Annotated in this window: 19 protein-coding genes; all 19 read right to left on the bottom strand. The window is 40.9% G+C overall.

Annotation, left to right across the window (positions count from 1 at the left end):
- Positions 1-5: 5 nt before the first annotated feature.
- Positions 6-1,127 (bottom strand): flagellar motor switch phosphatase FliY, encoded by a 1,122-nt coding sequence (fliY, locus tag MHH31_RS07940; RefSeq protein WP_007499588.1) that lies wholly within the window; start codon positions 1,125-1,127, stop codon positions 6-8.
- Positions 1,117-2,115, bottom strand: coding sequence for a flagellar motor switch protein FliM (gene fliM, locus MHH31_RS07935; protein WP_008354483.1), 999 nt, complete (start codon positions 2,113-2,115; stop codon positions 1,117-1,119). The genes fliY and fliM overlap by 11 nt, the downstream gene beginning before the upstream one ends.
- A 32-nt stretch (positions 2,116-2,147) precedes the next feature.
- Complete coding sequence (fliL, locus tag MHH31_RS07930) at positions 2,148-2,576, bottom strand: flagellar basal body-associated protein FliL (protein ID WP_041507304.1); 429 nt, start codon at positions 2,574-2,576, stop codon at positions 2,148-2,150.
- The gene (locus tag MHH31_RS07925) at positions 2,573-2,788 is read right to left on the bottom strand and encodes a flagellar FlbD family protein (protein ID WP_008344794.1); all 216 of its coding nucleotides are present in this window, start codon (positions 2,786-2,788) and stop codon (positions 2,573-2,575) included. Before MHH31_RS07925 ends, fliL begins: the two co-directional genes overlap by 4 nt.
- Positions 2,789-2,825: 37 nt before the next feature.
- On the bottom strand, positions 2,826-3,620 hold the full coding sequence (flgG, locus tag MHH31_RS07920; protein WP_008344796.1) for a flagellar basal body rod protein FlgG: 795 nt from the start codon (positions 3,618-3,620) through the stop codon (positions 2,826-2,828).
- A 21-nt stretch (positions 3,621-3,641) separates the two neighbouring features.
- Entirely contained in the window at positions 3,642-4,085 is a 444-nt protein-coding gene (gene flgD, locus MHH31_RS07915; protein WP_041507305.1) for a flagellar hook assembly protein FlgD, read from the bottom strand.
- On the bottom strand, positions 4,085-5,407 hold the full coding sequence (locus MHH31_RS07910) for a flagellar hook-length control protein FliK (protein WP_173407996.1): 1,323 nt from the start codon (positions 5,405-5,407) through the stop codon (positions 4,085-4,087). Before MHH31_RS07910 ends, flgD begins: the two co-directional genes overlap by 1 nt.
- A complete protein-coding gene (locus tag MHH31_RS07905; RefSeq protein ID WP_007499599.1) occupies positions 5,408-6,094 on the bottom strand; it encodes a MotE family protein in 687 nt (228 codons plus the stop codon).
- A gap of 12 nt (positions 6,095-6,106) precedes the next feature.
- Entirely contained in the window at positions 6,107-6,550 is a 444-nt protein-coding gene (fliJ, locus tag MHH31_RS07900; RefSeq protein ID WP_024720352.1) for a flagellar export protein FliJ, read from the bottom strand.
- Between the two features lie 8 nt (positions 6,551-6,558).
- On the bottom strand, positions 6,559-7,875 hold the full coding sequence (fliI, locus tag MHH31_RS07895) for a flagellar protein export ATPase FliI (RefSeq protein ID WP_008344803.1): 1,317 nt from the start codon (positions 7,873-7,875) through the stop codon (positions 6,559-6,561).
- Positions 7,872-8,636, bottom strand: a complete 765-nt coding sequence (fliH, locus tag MHH31_RS07890) for a flagellar assembly protein FliH (RefSeq protein ID WP_017367245.1) — start codon at positions 8,634-8,636, stop codon at positions 7,872-7,874. Before fliH ends, fliI begins: the two co-directional genes overlap by 4 nt.
- Positions 8,629-9,645 (bottom strand): flagellar motor switch protein FliG, encoded by a 1,017-nt coding sequence (gene fliG / locus MHH31_RS07885; RefSeq protein ID WP_034281776.1) that lies wholly within the window; start codon positions 9,643-9,645, stop codon positions 8,629-8,631. The genes fliH and fliG overlap by 8 nt, the downstream gene beginning before the upstream one ends.
- 11 nt (positions 9,646-9,656) lie before the next feature.
- A complete protein-coding gene (gene fliF / locus MHH31_RS07880) occupies positions 9,657-11,249 on the bottom strand; it encodes a flagellar basal-body MS-ring/collar protein FliF (RefSeq protein WP_017359091.1) in 1,593 nt (530 codons plus the stop codon).
- Positions 11,250-11,299: 50 nt separating this feature from the next.
- The gene (fliE, locus tag MHH31_RS07875; protein ID WP_007499609.1) at positions 11,300-11,617 is read right to left on the bottom strand and encodes a flagellar hook-basal body complex protein FliE; all 318 of its coding nucleotides are present in this window, start codon (positions 11,615-11,617) and stop codon (positions 11,300-11,302) included.
- Positions 11,618-11,628: 11 nt separating this feature from the next.
- Entirely contained in the window at positions 11,629-12,081 is a 453-nt protein-coding gene (gene flgC, locus MHH31_RS07870) for a flagellar basal body rod protein FlgC (RefSeq protein WP_007499610.1), read from the bottom strand.
- The gene (gene flgB, locus MHH31_RS07865; RefSeq protein ID WP_017359092.1) at positions 12,081-12,470 is read right to left on the bottom strand and encodes a flagellar basal body rod protein FlgB; all 390 of its coding nucleotides are present in this window, start codon (positions 12,468-12,470) and stop codon (positions 12,081-12,083) included. The genes flgC and flgB overlap by 1 nt, the downstream gene beginning before the upstream one ends.
- A gap of 289 nt (positions 12,471-12,759) precedes the next feature.
- Entirely contained in the window at positions 12,760-13,539 is a 780-nt protein-coding gene (gene codY, locus MHH31_RS07860; protein WP_144678823.1) for a GTP-sensing pleiotropic transcriptional regulator CodY, read from the bottom strand.
- 34 nt (positions 13,540-13,573) lie between these two features.
- Positions 13,574-14,974 carry an HslU--HslV peptidase ATPase subunit gene (hslU, locus tag MHH31_RS07855; RefSeq protein WP_216895155.1) on the bottom strand — a complete coding sequence of 467 codons (1,401 nt, stop codon included), beginning with the start codon at positions 14,972-14,974 and terminating at the stop codon, positions 13,574-13,576.
- A gap of 16 nt (positions 14,975-14,990) precedes the next feature.
- Entirely contained in the window at positions 14,991-15,536 is a 546-nt protein-coding gene (gene hslV, locus MHH31_RS07850) for an ATP-dependent protease subunit HslV (protein ID WP_007499614.1), read from the bottom strand.
- Between the last annotated feature and the right edge of the window lie 6 nt (positions 15,537-15,542).

Raw genomic sequence — 15,542 nt, 5'->3', positions numbered from 1 at the left:
TTTGTTTATTTTAAATTAGAAAGTCTTTCAGACTGACTTAAAATGTCAGTCACACGTACACCAAAGTTCTCATCAATGACAACAACTTCTCCTTTGGCGACGATTCGTTTGTTGACCAGAATGTCGACTGGCTCACCTGCAAGTTTGTCCAGTTCAATGATACTTCCAGCGGAAAGTTCAAGTACTTCTTTCACACTGCGCTGCGTTCTTCCAAGCTCCACTGTAATGGAAAGTGGAATATCCATCAGCATATCAAGATTACCGAGCTGACTTGTTGTATGCTGAGGCTCACTAAATGCCTCAAATTCAACTGGCGCCACATTGACTGGTTCTGCCGGCTTTGGCTTCGCCTGTCTTTTCGGCGGTGCCGATTGCTGCATAGGAGCAGATTGTGCTTGCGGAGCAGCCTGCTGTGGTTCAGGTGCACTCTGAGGTGCTTCTTGAACCGGCTCTTCTTCCGCTGGGTCTGTTAATTCTGCAATCAAATCTTTCGCAAACGTAATAGGGTAAAGCTGCATAATATTTGAATCTATGAGTTCACCTATTGTTAATCTAAAGGACACTTTGACAAGCATCTCTTCAGCTGGAATGCGGTCTGTGCCTTCTCCTTCTTTCACATCAAGCAACTCAACGCGAGGCGGAGAAATATCAATCTTTTTATTAAAGACTGTTGACATGGACGTCGCTGCTGAACCCATCATTTGGTTCATCGCTTCTTGTACTGCACTTAAGTGAATTTCACTTAACGACGGGTCAGCATTTGTTCCATCTCCGCCCATCATTAAATCCGCAATGACTGCCGCATCGGTTTGCTGGATGACAAGCAGGTTACTAGCGCTGAAGCCTTCCGTATAATTCACTTCAATCGCGACATACGGATGAGGAAATTCCTCATTCAGCTTGCTTTTTTGAATCACTGTGACAGTTGGAGTTGTAATCTCCACTTTTTGACTTAATAGGGTTGAAAGTGCTGTTGCAGAGCTTCCAAATGATATATTTCCGATTTCCCCAATGGCATCTTGTTCCATTGCAGAAAGGAGTGTATCAGGCTCTATATCGTCATTGCTGCCTCCTTTAAGGAGCGCATCGATTTCATCTTGTGATAATTTACTTCCGTTATTCTCCATCTTCTTCACCTCTTATGTCGTGATCTAGAATTTGAATCGCCTGTTTCCGATTCACGCGGCCGGCCTGTCCCAAGAATTTCGGTTTATTTCCGACCATAACAGTAAGAGGCGCATTTACTGGTTTGTCCAAGGCAATACAATCACCAATTTCCAAATTCAAAAACTCTTCCACCGTCATTTCCGATTGTCCAAGCTCTGCGACTACCGGTATTTTCGCCGTCATAATCCGTTTTTCAATGGCCTTTGTTTCTTCTTGTTTCGGTTCATTTCGTTCAGATTGCATCCAGTAGTGTACAGACAGCTTCGGAATAATAGGCTCTAATACTACGTGAGGAATACAGAGGTTAATAACCCCGCTTACCTCACCAATTTGTGTATTAAGAGAAATGACGACAACTGTTTCGTTTGGTGACACCATTTGAACAAACTGGGGATTTACCTCGAAATCTGCCATTTCTGGCTCGATGTCGGTTATGGACTGCCACGCTTCTCTGTAGTTTTCCAAAGCTCCCTCAAACATGTTTGAGATAATCTTTGTTTCGATTTCTGTCAGTGATTCTGTCTTATTATGACTAATGCCAATCCCACCCATCAGCCTATCCATCATGGCATAGCCAATCGTTGGGTTCACTTCAAGCATGATTCTTCCTTCAAGCGGGCTGACGTAAAATAAGTTTAATAATGTCATATTAGGAATCGAACGAATAAATTCTTCATATGGCACTTGGTCAACCGAGCTGACAGAAATTTGAATATATGATCTTAGCTGCGCTGAAAAGTGTGTGGTAAGCAGTCTAGCGAAGTTATCATGAATTCTTGTTAAACTTCGAATCTGGTCTTTTGAAAAGCGCAGTGCACGTTTAAAGTCGTACACTTTCACTTTTTTCGTCGTTTCTTCTTTTTTCAGCTCTTCTGCATCCATTTCGCCTGTTGATATGGCGGATAATAATGCGTCGATCTCATTCTGGGAAAGCACTTCTCCTGACATTTCTTCACCTCCATCGTGTCAATTAATCGCCTCTATTGCAGATTAAAGGAGGTTATATAAACTTCTTTCACCTTGCCATCTTGCAAATAGTTATTCACTTTGTTTTTGACCTGTGTTTTAAAATGTTCTCTGCCTTTTTTGCCATCAAGTTCATCTGCATTCGTGTCTGATAAAATGTCAATCACGGCATCTTTCACTTGGAAGCTTCTTTTTTCAAGCTCTTCTTTGGCTTTTTCTGAATCAGTTTCAATATTTAGTACAAGTTTAACCGCATTTCCTTCAGATTTTAAATTGGTCACAATCTCAGGAATTTCAACAGAAGCTTTTACGACTTCATCTGCTGTTGGCTCTTTTTCTGCTTTTGCTTCGTCTGACCCATTCACCAGAAAGAAAATACCTGCTCCAATTCCGACGATAGCAATAATCATGATTAGCATTACTACGACTAATTTCTTCTTCATTCAAACTCCTCTATTCCTTGATTCAATGAAATGACTTGGATTTTTCTATAGAAAGAAATGATTTTCTCCTGAAGCTGCTCTTCATCTTCTTTCACAACGAATTTCTTTCCATTGGCGAGTGTAATGGTCGTGTCTGGAAAGCTTTCGATTTGCTCGATATGGAGAGCGTTGAGCATAAATCCTTTGCCATTTAATCTTGTCACTTCAATCATATTAAGCAGAGAAGCGATAAACCGCTCCCCCTACCTCCTATCGTTTCAGATTCACAAGTTCTTGCAGAATTTCATCAGATGTTGTGATCGTCTTTGCATTCGATTGGAATCCACGCTGTGCGATAATCATTTCTGTAAACTCGTCTGTTAAATCAACGTTTGACATTTCAAGTTTACCTGTTTGAAGTTCACCTGTTCCTTGAGTTCCAGGAGCCATGGCATTACTTGGTGCACCGGAACTGAGTGTTTGGCGATATAAGTTATCCCCAACTTTATCTAGTCCTCCTGCATTACTGAAAGACACAAGTGATACTTGTCCAACAGTACGAGAAACGTTGTTCTCAACAACAGAAACGGTCCCATCTGGCCCAACACTAACACTTGACACATTGTCTCGTGGAATGTTGATTCTTTGCCCATCCATACCAAGAAGATAGTTTCCATCAGATGTTACCAAATCCCCATTTGAATCAGGTTTGAAGTTCCCTGTTCTTGTAAAAAGGATTTCACCTTGCTTTTCAATACGGAAAAATCCATCTCCATTAATATAGAAATCATATGGTTCGTCTGTATTTTGAGAAGAACCTGATGTCATGATTTTATCAATAGAAGATAAAGCTGATCCTAATCCAACTTGTTTTGAGTTGATTGAACCAGAGTTATTCGTCGGTCCACCAGAACTTGCAATGGTTTGACTGACCATATCTTTAAAAGTGATACGGCTTTTTTTGTATCCATGTGTATTGACGTTGGCCACGTTATTGGCTACAACATCTAATTTTGTTTGGAAGTTTTTCATTCCGCTAATTCCTGAGTAAAGTGAGCGTAACATTTATTTTCCTCCTCGATTTGCTTACGATTTTTCTCCAACAGTTGTAACATCCCATGGGCTGATTTTCGTTCCATCTTCTAAATATAGGAAGTATTCATTGTTTATGTTTTTCACAGACTTCACAGTGCCAGATATGTCTTTATCATCTTGTTTGCCCGCTACTTCTTTACCAATCCAGCCTACATATGTCGTAAATGGATCTTGGTGTGCAACAAATGTAGACATGATCTGATTCATTTGAGTGATAGATTCGTTCATATTCATTTGCTGTTCTAAAGAAGAAAATGTTGCAAGCTGTGTGACAAACTCACGGTCATCAATCGGGTTTGTCGGATCTTGGTTTTGAAGCTGCGTAAGCAAGATTTTCAAGAACTGATCTCGGCCAAGTGTATCTGTTTTCTTTGCTGCGTTTGAAGAAGTGTCCGCTTGAGCGGCTGTTCTATTTGTCGCATCAACAGTTGCCATTAGATCTCCTCCTCTTCTTCTTCTGATCCAACAAGAGCATCCAGTACATCTTGGAATTCAGCTTCCTGTTCTTCAGGCTGCTGGAAACTTTGTCCTTTTGATGGCTGCTGCTTGCCTTCCTCATTAAATTGTCCAAAAGACGGCTGCTCATTTGACTGAAGCGGTATATGGAAACGGTCAACTTGAACCGACATATTCGGTAGCGCCTGCTTGAGCTGCGGCAGATGATGCTCAAGCAGCTCTTTTGCTGCTTGCGTTGAAGCTGTAATTTTACTCGCATACATCCCGTTTTGTTTCGTTAGCTGGATGGTAATAAACCCTAGATTTTCTGGATTTAATCGTACGGTAAACCGTCCGCTTGAATTGCCAAATGGTGTGAACTTCATTTGTTTCCACGTATTTAAAATCTGCTGATCAACCGTGCCTGGCTTTTCGTCAGTTGTTTGCGTCTGCTGCACAGGAGCAGCTGATTGCAGTTGGAAGAACTGTTTATGCCCTGGAAGCAGCGTATGGGTGATTGTTTTTTCAGAAGCAGGTGCCGTAGTGCCTTGACCTTTGGTGACTTCTTTTTTCATAAGCCATTCAAGTGAGGCAGCACCTTTTGCTGGAGATGAGAAGGAAGATTCTTGCCTTGGAGCAACCATTTCTTTTAACTCTCCTAAGGAAATTTTCCACTCTTTATCTGACCCTTTCGCATTCGCCATCATATGATCGATTAACTGATTAAAGTGTTTCAGCTCGCTTTGCGACATATTATTCAGCTTAGGTGCCGATCCTTGCGAGAAGAACTGCTCTTTTACTTGTTGAATGAGCTTTTCATCTGCTCCGTTTTTCGTTAGAAACTTGATGAAATCTTCACCTTTTGCTTGGATATCCTGTACATGTTTTGCATCAAAGCTCACCGGCTGCTGATTCAGTATTTGATATAAGAAAAAGTGGACTTGTATGAGCTGTTCACTATGTTCAGCAACTGGCTTCTCATCCTGATCGCCATAGATCACCGATTCCATCTTTTGAAATAGCTCTTCAAGTGACTTTAAGTCAGCCCCCTCAAGCTTTTGTCCTTGCAGCGCCTGAAGTGCCGCAAGAAGATCTCCATCTATTCCTTCTTCAGGTGATTGCATCCATTTTTCAATGATTTGCATCGCATCATTCATGGATAGATTGGTTTCCGCTGGCTGAGAAATAGCTGGACCACTTTGAATACCTGCGCCATTTAACAATTGTTTAAACAGGCCGCGAGCAGATACTGCCCCCTCTCCCTTTAGTCCCGAGAGACCTTGGGAAGATTGCTGTAAGGCTCCAATGTCCAATAGCTTCACTTATTGTCCACCTCCATTTTCACTTTCTTCTTTTTTGGCAAGCTCCTTCGTGAACGTTGCTGCCTTCTGAGGTGTCAGTTTTGCTAATATGTCCGTCAGCTTATTTTTACTCAGCTCTTCAAGGATCTTCAAAGCTTCTTTATCACTTAGCTCTGATAGAATTTTGGCAGATTTCCCTGCATCCATGCTTTCATAAATGCTGGCGACCTTTCCTTTTGATTGCTGATTAGAAGATGCTGACGAATCAGTTGAAGATCCTGATGCGTTATTACTTGATGATGTACTGTTTGATGAACTGTCACTTGCTGACGTGTTCTCTTTATCAGATGTTTTTTCAAGTGAATTGATTTTTTGATTCAATCGTTTAATCTCTTCATCACTTGTCTTCAAGTCTTTTTGAGCAATTTCAAGTTCATTCTCTTGTTCTTTAATCGTCTTTTTCAACGCTTTCAACTCTGTATCACGTTGATCGTTATTTGAAGATGACGTTTTTGATGTGTCATCTGATCCAACCAAGCTGCTAATCCCCGGAATGTTTTGGAGCGGTTTCTTTAGATCATAACCTGCCATATAAAGGATTGTGCCCGTTACAATCACAAGCACAACCAATGGGATAATGACAATAAACAAGATCCATTGAAATTTACCGCCGCCGCTTGATTCCTTTGTTTTTTCCTTCTTAGGCATTCATCTCGACTCCTAATGTCCTTGAAACATGAATTGGCTGATAGAGATATCATCCATTTCTTTCATTTCAATTGCCTTATGTTCAAGGGAGAACTTTTCAAATTGCTTTTCTTTCATTTTTTCAAACTTTTTAAACTCAATATTTTTTTCAGTTAAATCAGATTGTTTTTCATTCATTTGATGGCGTTTCATGATCACAAGCTGCTGATAATGATGAATGGTGTTATCTAAATTCGTCACAAATTGCTGATAATGACGCATTTCTTGAACACTCATCCCACTTCTCAGCTTTTCTTCTTTGCTCTTTTCCATTAGCTCTTTTTTACTCATATTTTCATAGAGTTTTTCAGCGGCTTGCTCAAATGCCGAAACGGATTGTTGATACGCTGCGAGTGATTTGTCTTTTTCACTTTCTTTCAATTCTAAGAGCTTTTGAAATTTGTATTGATATCTCACTGTTTTTGTCAATCCTCTCTATTCATCAAACTGAGCAATATCCTCACGCTGTCTTCAATCGATACAGCCTCTTCAACGTCCTGCTTCAAAAATGAAATCAGTTGTGGGTAAGCTTGCATGGCCTCATCAATATCTTTAGAGGAGCCTTTTTTATATGCTCCAATGTTAATGAGGTCTTCAGCGTTTTGATATGTGGATAAAAGCTGGCGGAACCGGTTAGCCGCTTCCTTGTGATCATGACTTGCGATATTACTCATGACACGACTGATACTTTTCAGAATATTGACAGCTGGAAACTGTCCTTTGTTGGCCAGTGCACGATCAAGTACTATATGGCCATCTAAAATCCCCCGCACTGTATCAGCGATCGGCTCATTCATATCGTCACCATCAACAAGCACTGTGTAAAACGCTGTGATGGAACCAAGTTGATTTGTACCAGTTCGTTCTAGCAATTTTGGCAGTATAGCGAACACTGAAGGCGTATATCCTTTTGTTGTTGGCGGTTCACCGGTTGCAAGTCCTATTTCGCGCTGTGCCATGGCGACCCTTGTGACAGAATCCATCATAAACATGACATTTTTGCCTCTGTCTCTGAAATATTCGGCAATAGCTGTTGCAGTATAGGCTGCTTTTAATCTTGTCAGTGCGGGCTGATCTGAAGTTGCGACAACAACAATCGAACGCTTCAGTCCTTCAGCTCCTAAATCTTTTTCGATAAACTCGCGAACTTCACGTCCACGCTCTCCAACAAGTGCAATGACATTGAGATCCGCTTCTGTCTGCTTGGCAATCATCCCCATCAAGGTACTTTTACCAACACCGCTTCCCGCGAATATGCCAATTCTTTGACCAGTGCCGACTGTGAGCAAGCTGTCAATCACTCTGACACCAACGCCCATTTTTTCACGAATAGGCGGTCTGTCCATCGGGTTTGGAGGAGATTGTTCTGTTGAGACAGGTGCAAGTCCTTTAGGAAGCATGCTGCCGTCCAGTGGATCACCGAAGGCATCAACAACCTGCCCGATTAAACCAGTTCCTACTTTGACCTTTAACGACTCACCTGTTGCTTCAACAAGACTGCCTGGTGAGATGTTAGAGGCTTCTACGTAGGGCATGAGCAAAATGTTTTCATCTTTAAAGCCAACGACTTCTGCTTTGATCGGATGATTCTTACTCCCTTTTTTGTGAATAAGACATACATCACCGATTGAGCTTTCTGGCCCCTTGGACTCGATCATCAGTCCAACAACTCGATTGACTTTACCAAAACGTTTATAGGGATCGGCGGTTTCAATCGTTTCTTTTAGCACATCTATGTTCATTTGTGATCACCTGAATCAATGACTTCTAATAACTTTTCTTTTAACTGATTCATTTGGGTATCAACACTCGCTTCCACTTTTCCAAAGCTTGTTTCGACGTAACAAGTACCTTTTGGTGCTTTTTCATCTGAGTAAATGGCAAGATGTGTATTCTTTTGAAGGATTCTATTTAATTCGTCTTTATATTCCATCACATGTTCGTAATGTGCAGGGTCGACATAGATGGAAATATCGTCATATTCCTTCACTTCTGAAATGACCTGCTTCACTAGCGTTAAAAATTGTTCTTTTGTGTCCTCAGCTGCATTCCATACTCGTTTAGCGAGCTCAAACGCAAGTTCGACAATTTCTTCAGCAGAGCTTTCGATTTTTGCTTCATAGTCCTGCTTTGCAAGGCTGACAATGTCATTCGCTTGATCAAGAATCGATTGATACTGTAAATTCGCATCTGCTTCGCCCTTTTGAAAACCATCTTGATATCCTGTTTGTTTCGCTTCTTCAATGAGCTGTACTCTTTCTGCTTCAAAATCAGCTCGCCGCTGATTGATTTCAGCCATTGTTTGTTCCAGCTCACGATTTGCTTGTTCTAAAATACGGCTTGCTTCATCTTGTGCATCACTTAATACAAGCTGGGATGCTTCTGTCTCGTTGACAAGCTCTTCTTCGTGATGTTCTCTTTTGAATTCCACTTGCTGCAAGGGAATGGTTTGACGGCCTTGTTCAGGAATAACAGATGTTTCATGTTTGATAATCCTAGACAATGATATCGTCTCCTCCACCTCGAGCTATGACGATTTCTCCAGCCTCTTCAAGTCGTCTTACGATGCTGACAATACGAGTCTGTGCTTCCTCGACATCTCTAAGCCGGACAGGTCCCATAAACTCCATTTCTTCTTTGAACGTTTCGACCATACGTTGCGACATGTTGCGGAAGACAATTTCTTTGACTTCTTCGCTTGCCACTTTGAGTGCAAGTAGTAAATCGTCATTTTCAACATCTCGAATCACGCGCTGAATGGCTCTGCTATCAAGAGTAACAATGTCTTCAAAGACAAACATACGTTTCTTAATTTCATCAGCAAGTTCAGGATCTTGAATTTCCAGTGTATCTAAAATGGTTTTCTCCGTTGCACGGTCTACACCATTCAGTACTTCGACTACCGCTTCGACTCCGCCCGTTTGGGTATAATCTTGCGTAAAGGTTGAAGAAAGCTTTTGTTCAAGAATACGTTCCACCTCATTGATGATCTCTGGAGATGTGCGATCCATTAAAGCAATTCTTCTTGCAACCTCAGTTTGTACTTCCTCGCCTAACTCAGATAAAATCTGTCCAGCCTGTACTGGATCTAAGTAGGAAAGAATGAGCGCAATGGTTTGTGGATGCTCGTGCTGGATAAAGTTTAAAATTTGCTCTGGGTCAGCCTTTCTAGCAAAATCAAATGGTTTCACTTGAAGTGAGGATGTTAAGCGATTTAAGATACTGTCCGCTTTGTCCTCACCAAGCGCTTTTTCAAGCACTTGTCTTGCGTACATAAGGCCGCCTTGTGATATGTAGTCCTGCGCGATGGCAATGCTGTGAAACTCTTCGATGACTTCATCTTTTTTAGCAGTATCTACACTTCGTACATTTGAAATTTCTAATGTTAATTTTTCTATTTCGTCTTCAGACAGATGTTTGTATACAGATGCTGACACGTCTAGCCCTAAGGAAATCATTAGGATTGCTGCTTTTTGTCTGCCTGTTAGTCGATTTGGATCTTTTCTCGACATGTGTATTCCTCCTAATCCTCGGACAGCCAGCTGCGTAGCAATTTAGCAAAGTCTTCTGGTTTATCTTTTGCCATTTTTTCAAGCTGATTTTTTCTCACCATTTCTTCTGTTTCTGGTTCAGTATCGATATCAGGAACATGAATTGGTGTACGTTCATCAAACTCAAACTCTTCTTCCTCTTCTTTTCTTCGCTTACGTACGAGAAGAATGATGAGAGCGATAATGGCGAGTAGTAGCACACCGCCAACAATATAAACCCAAATTGGAATATTGTTTGAAGGGTTTTCTGCTGCCGTTTGCTGTTTACCGTCTAATTTTGATACAGATAAAACGATTTTGTTATCTAAGTCAGCTTGAGTGAGCGCTTGACCGTTTGTGTATTCTTTATCAATCGATGTACTGATGATGGTTGAAAGAATTTTTTTGATATCATCCTGCCTTTCAGCAGTTAATGAATTCGGATCGTTTGCAGTAGGCGGTTCAACCAGTGCCTGAATGCCAACGTCTCTGATTTTATAAGGACTTTCTTTGATATCTTTATGAATGCGGTTGACTTCATAATTGATACGATCTTCGCTCTTTTCGTAATCTCCGCTTCCGTTCGTTCCATCGGCGCCTTGATAATTTGTGACATCATCGTCACCTGTTCCAGCGGTGCCTCCAGCTGCTGCACCATTGCCTGAATAAGTTTCAGCAATCTTTTCAGCGCTGACAGCAATTCCTTGCATGTTTTCTTGATCAACTGGTTCGACAAGATCTTCTTTTCTTTTTTCTTCAGTAAAATCAATGTCTGTAGTGACCGATACGGCAACTTTCTCTTGACCCATCATCGTTCCAAGCAGCTGTTGAATTTTTCGTTGAAGATTCTTTTCAATCTCCTCTTTTTTCTGCTGCTGTGCATCCATTCCACTCGCATAGGAATCTGAGCTGCTGTTTAAGTCATAGTAGTTGGAATCTTGGTCCATAATGACAATGTTTTCTGTTTTTAAATTCGGCACACTTTTTGAAATAAGATGATAAAGGCCTTTTACTTGTTGCTGAGTAAGCGTGTAGCCTGGTTGAACTTGCAGCACAATTGATGCTGATGCATTACTTTGCTCTTCTCCAACAAAAACGGAATCTTTTGGCAGGTTAATCATAACCTTTGAATCTTTAATCCCATCAATCGTGTTGATCAGATTGGATAGTTCTGTCTGAGTTGCGTCTACTTTCAGAACATCAAATTCATTATCTGTTAAACCGAAGCCGGAATTGTTCGCAAAGAAGGAGTAATCAATATTCCCTGTTTTAGGAAGTCCTTCTGATGCAAGTGTTACTTTTAAAGTGTCTGCTTGCTTTTCTGGAACTAAAATCGTCGTTCCGTTATTTGCAAGTTCCGATTTAACGTTTTTGCCATCCAGTTCCTGTTTGATTTGTCCTGCTTCTGCCTCAGACAAATCTCTAAACAACGGAACCATTTTTTCAGAAGAAGCAAAGATGCTAACAACCGTAATAATGATTGCTAGGGCAGCTACGCCGCCAATCATGAGTATTTTTTGTAATTTTGATCGATTTCGCCAAAACTCAACTGTTTTTGTTCTTAATTGCATTAAAGTACGATTCATCTTAACCCCCGGTCATTCCATTCAGTCTATTTTTTGTCCACCAGCACCTCCTACATCTGCATTCTCATAATCTCTTGGTACGCTTCGACTGCTTTATTCCGAAACTCGGTTGCAGCTGTGAGTGTCACACTCGCTTTTTGTGAAGCAATCATGACTTCATCGAGATTGACATCTTTCCCTTGTGCGAGAGCATTCGTATACTGGTCTGATTTCAGCTGTGATTGATTTAATGCCTCAATGGAATTCTTCAGCACATCAGAGAAATTCGTTTGACTTTTAGGTGCAGCCGCCTGCACAGACGATGCATTCGTCAATTCACTTGCTTGCTGAGCGGTTTGAAGCTGGAAAGGAGATATTGCGTTAACCAATTCTTTTCACCTTACTTTCCTATTTCTAAAGCTTTCATCAGCATGCTTTTATTCGCATTCAGCGCAGTCACGTTTGCTTCATATGATCTTGAGCTGCTGATGAGATCAACCATTTCCTTTAATGGATCAACGTTTGGTGTTTGAACATATCCATTTTCATTGGCATCGGGATTTGTAGGATCATATTGAAGGTTGAATGGAGTTTCGTCTTCAGTAATTTTTGTTACTTTGACGCCGTTTCCTAATTTGCCGCTTGAATTCATGCTTGAGTTCAATATAGATGAAAATGATTCACCTGACGGCTGTAATGTGACGAGCTTGCGTCTATAAGGCTCCCACTTGCCATCAACCTGTTTAGCTCTTGTTGTATCCATATTCGCAAGGTTAGAGGATACAACGTCCATTCTGAGCCTCTGTGCTGTTAATGCTGAGGCCGAAGCGTTCACGCCTGAAAAAATCGACATCACTTACCTCCTGTCAAAACTGTTTTAAGAGAATTGAACTTTCCGCTCATTCTTTCAACCAACGCATTATACTGAATTTGGTTTTTAGCGAGTTCACTCATCTCTTGATCAATATCGACATTATTTCCGTTTTCTTGATAAGAAGTACGGTTACTCGAAACAACTGAATAATTAGACCCTGTTTTAGAAAAATCAATGTGACCTTGGTATGTTTTTTTAGCATCTAATTTGATTGACGCATCATTTAGCATGTCGTGGAATGCAACTTTTTTAGACTTGTAGTTCGGTGTGTCTATATTCGCGATATTATTGCTTATGACTTTTTGCTTAACATTCGCTCTGCCCAAGGCATTCTCAAGGTTGCTTATCGTTCCAGAAAATATATCCAAAACCATATACCTCCAATCATATGTATTTCATTCCATTTAATCATGTCGAGATTTGTAAAACCATATGTTCATTGTAAGAAATAATAGGATTAAAGTCTATGATGTAATTGTAAAAAAAACTCGTAATATATATCTATTTTACGAATAGGTATAAAGACCTAGATTCAAAGAACTACAGAATTGTAAGGGGTTTCTTGGGAAAAAGAGTGTCATTTTTCGGACAAATCCTCTTTTTTCATACAAAAAACCCCTTTTCAACAATTATTTCGGCCGAAAAGGGGTTTTCTGATTAGTGAGATTTTAAATTTTCAAGTTCAATTAAAAATTTATTGTTTAATACTTTGATGTATGTTCCCTTCATTCCAAGAGAACGTGATTCAATAACGCCTGCACTTTCTAACTTACGCAGTGCGTTTACGATCACTGAACGAGTGATTCCTACACGGTCTGCAATCTTACTTGCCACTAGAAGCCCTTCGTTGCCATCAAGTTCTTCAAAGATGTGTTCAATGGCTTCAAGCTCACTATATGAAAGAGAACTAATCGCCATTTGGACAACTGCTTTACTTCTTGCTTCTTCTTCGATTTCCTCTGACTTCTCACGAAGGATCTCCATTCCAACAACTGTTGCGCCGTATTCAGCAAGAATTAAATCATCATCTGTGAATGTATCTTGCAAACGAGAAAGGATTAACGTCCCTAAGCGATCTCCGCCTCCGATGATTGGTACAATCGTTGTCAAACCTGATTGGAATAAATCACGGTTCTCAATCGGGAAAGCTGTATACTCACTGTTGATGTCAAGATTTGAAGATGTTTCAGGGATGTTGAATAGACTCTTTGTATATTCTTCAGGGAACTGACGATCTTCCAACATTTTTTTCATACGTGCATTTTCAATCTGCTGGTTAATGGAGTAGCCAAGAAGTTTCCCTCTTCTGCTTAATACGAAAATGTTTGAATCAATGACATCTCTCAATGTTTCTGCCATTTCTTTGAAATTAACCGGCTTCCCCGCTGCATCTTGCAGCATCGAGTTAATAATCCTTGTTTTTTGTAGTAACGCCATAATAATGATCCTCCTAGATTACTTTATTCATTTGTTAAAGTATAAATTGACTTAAGTCTTTATTATTTGCAATCTTTCCTAGCTTCTCTTCTACATACTGAGGGGTAATGGTCACTGTTTCCATCGTAATATCAGGCGCCTCAAATGAGAGCTCTTCTAGCAGCTTCTCAAGTATGGTGTGAAGCCTTCTTGCACCGATGTTATCCGTCTCCTGATTGACGTGATAAGCCACTTCGGCAATCTTATGAATAGCATCGTCAGAAAATTCAAGAGATATACCTTCTGTTTCAAGTAGAGCCTTATATTGCTTTAATAACGCGTTATCTGGTTCCGTTAAGATTTTCACAAAGTCTTCTATACTTAATTTATCTAATTCTACACGGATTGGGAAGCGTCCTTGAAGCTCTGGAATCAAATCCGAGGGTTTCGCCATATGAAAAGCGCCTGCTGCTACAAATAGAACATGATCTGTTTTCACAGCCCCATACTTCGTCATCACAGTGGAACCTTCTACAATCGGTAAAATATCACGTTGAACCCCTTCACGAGAAACATCTGCAGACGATGCACCACCGCTTTTGGCAATTTTATCGATCTCATCGATAAAGATTATTCCTTGCTGTTCTGCTTTTTGCACGGCTTCCTGACCGACTTCATCCATATCAATCAGTTTTGAAGCTTCCTCAGCAGTTAACGCTTTTCTCGCTTCTCTGACGGTCAGCTTTCTGCGTTTTTTCTTTTTAGGCATGAGATTGCTAAGCGCATCCTGCATGTTCATACCCATTTGCTCCATACCCGAGCCTTGAAGCATATCAAACATGGAAGGCTGCTGCTCTTCGACTTCAATCGTGACATAATGGTCTTCAAGTTCATCCATCGCCAGCTGGTGCGCAATGCGTTTTCTCGTCGATTCAAGTTCTACTTCTTCACTTGAGTGATCTCGATCACTTTCATCAGCATCAGAACCACCAAACAGCATCTCAAAAGGATTTTTCACAGACTGACTTTTTTTCTTTCCAGGAACAAGTAGATGAACAAGCCGTTTGTTTGCTTGTTTTTCCGCTTCTTCTTGAACATCCTTCATTTTTTCTTCTTTGACTAGTCTGATTGCTGTTTCCACTAAATCTCTGACCATTGATTCTACGTCACGTCCGACATATCCAACTTCAGTAAACTTCGTCGCTTCCACTTTAATGAAAGGTGCACCAGAAATCCTTGCAATTCTGCGGGCAATTTCTGTTTTCCCCACACCTGTCGGACCAATCATTAAGATGTTTTTAGGAACGACTTCATCCTTTAGCTTATCATGTAAAAGACTTCTTCTGTAACGGTTTCTTAAAGCCACCGCCACTGCTTTTTTCGCATCAAGCTGACCAATAATGTACTGATCGAGCTTTTCAACTATCTCTCTTGGGGTGAACGGCTTTTTCTCCATACGTCTCATGTCCTTTCTATTCAAGCTCTTCTAAAGTGATTTGATCGTTCGTATAGACACAGATTTCTCCGGCCGTTTCAAGAGCCGCCTTTGCAATCTCTCGAGCTGAGAGATGGTCACCTGCATGTTTTTTGAGTGCTCTCCCGGCGCTAAGCGCGTAGTTACCGCCTGACCCGATAGCCAAAATGCCATCGTCTGGCTCGATGACCTCTCCTGTTCCAGATACGAGCAGGATGCTTTCTTTATTCATGACGATCAGCATGGCCTCAAGCTGTCTGAGCATCTTGTCACTTCGCCATTCTTTCGCCAGTTCTACAGCTGCTCGTTTTAGGTTACCACCGTATTCTTCAAGCTTCGTTTCAAACTTCTCAAAGAGTGTAAATGCATCTGCAACTGAACCAGCAAAACCTGCGAGTACTTTGCCTCCGAAAAGACGGCGCACTTTTTTTGCTGTGTGTTTCATGACGACAGCCTGCCCAAAAGTGACTTGACCGTCTCCAGCCATCGCACTTTTTCCTTTATGTTGAACGGCAAAGATTGTGGTTGCATGAAATGATGACATGAAAAA

Origin of the sequence: Bacillus sp. FSL K6-1033, assembly GCF_038630765.1 — a bacterium.
In the GTDB taxonomy this organism is placed as follows: domain Bacteria; phylum Bacillota; class Bacilli; order Bacillales; family Bacillaceae; genus Bacillus; species Bacillus altitudinis.
Note: the sequence above shows the minus strand (reverse complement) of the source record. Positions and strands in the feature narration are given on the sequence as shown.

Coding starts and splice junctions, on each gene's coding strand:
- fliY (WP_007499588.1), bottom strand. CDS start 1,127: ATGGAGAATAACGGAAGTAAATTATCACAAGATGAAATCGATGCGCTC.
- fliM (WP_008354483.1), bottom strand. CDS start 2,115: ATGTCAGGAGAAGTGCTTTCCCAGAATGAGATCGACGCATTATTATCC.
- fliL (WP_041507304.1), bottom strand. CDS start 2,576: ATGAAGAAGAAATTAGTCGTAGTAATGCTAATCATGATTATTGCTATC.
- MHH31_RS07925 (WP_008344794.1), bottom strand. CDS start 2,788: ATGATTGAAGTGACAAGATTAAATGGCAAAGGATTTATGCTCAACGCT.
- flgG (WP_008344796.1), bottom strand. CDS start 3,620: ATGTTACGCTCACTTTACTCAGGAATTAGCGGAATGAAAAACTTCCAA.
- flgD (WP_041507305.1), bottom strand. CDS start 4,085: ATGGCAACTGTTGATGCGACAAATAGAACAGCCGCTCAAGCGGACACT.
- MHH31_RS07905 (WP_007499599.1), bottom strand. CDS start 6,094: ATGCCTAAGAAGGAAAAAACAAAGGAATCAAGCGGCGGCGGTAAATTT.
- fliI (WP_008344803.1), bottom strand. CDS start 7,875: ATGAACATAGATGTGCTAAAAGAAACGATTGAAACCGCCGATCCCTAT.
- fliG (WP_034281776.1), bottom strand. CDS start 9,645: ATGTCGAGAAAAGATCCAAATCGACTAACAGGCAGACAAAAAGCAGCA.
- fliF (WP_017359091.1), bottom strand. CDS start 11,249: ATGAATCGTACTTTAATGCAATTAAGAACAAAAACAGTTGAGTTTTGG.
- flgC (WP_007499610.1), bottom strand. CDS start 12,081: ATGTCGATTTTTTCAGGCGTGAACGCTTCGGCCTCAGCATTAACAGCA.
- codY (WP_144678823.1), bottom strand. CDS start 13,539: ATGGCGTTACTACAAAAAACAAGGATTATTAACTCGATGCTGCAAGAT.
- hslU (WP_216895155.1), bottom strand. CDS start 14,974: ATGGAGAAAAAGCCGTTCACCCCAAGAGAGATAGTTGAAAAGCTCGAT.
- hslV (WP_007499614.1), bottom strand. CDS start 15,536: ATGTCATCATTTCATGCAACCACAATCTTTGCCGTTCAACATAAAGGA.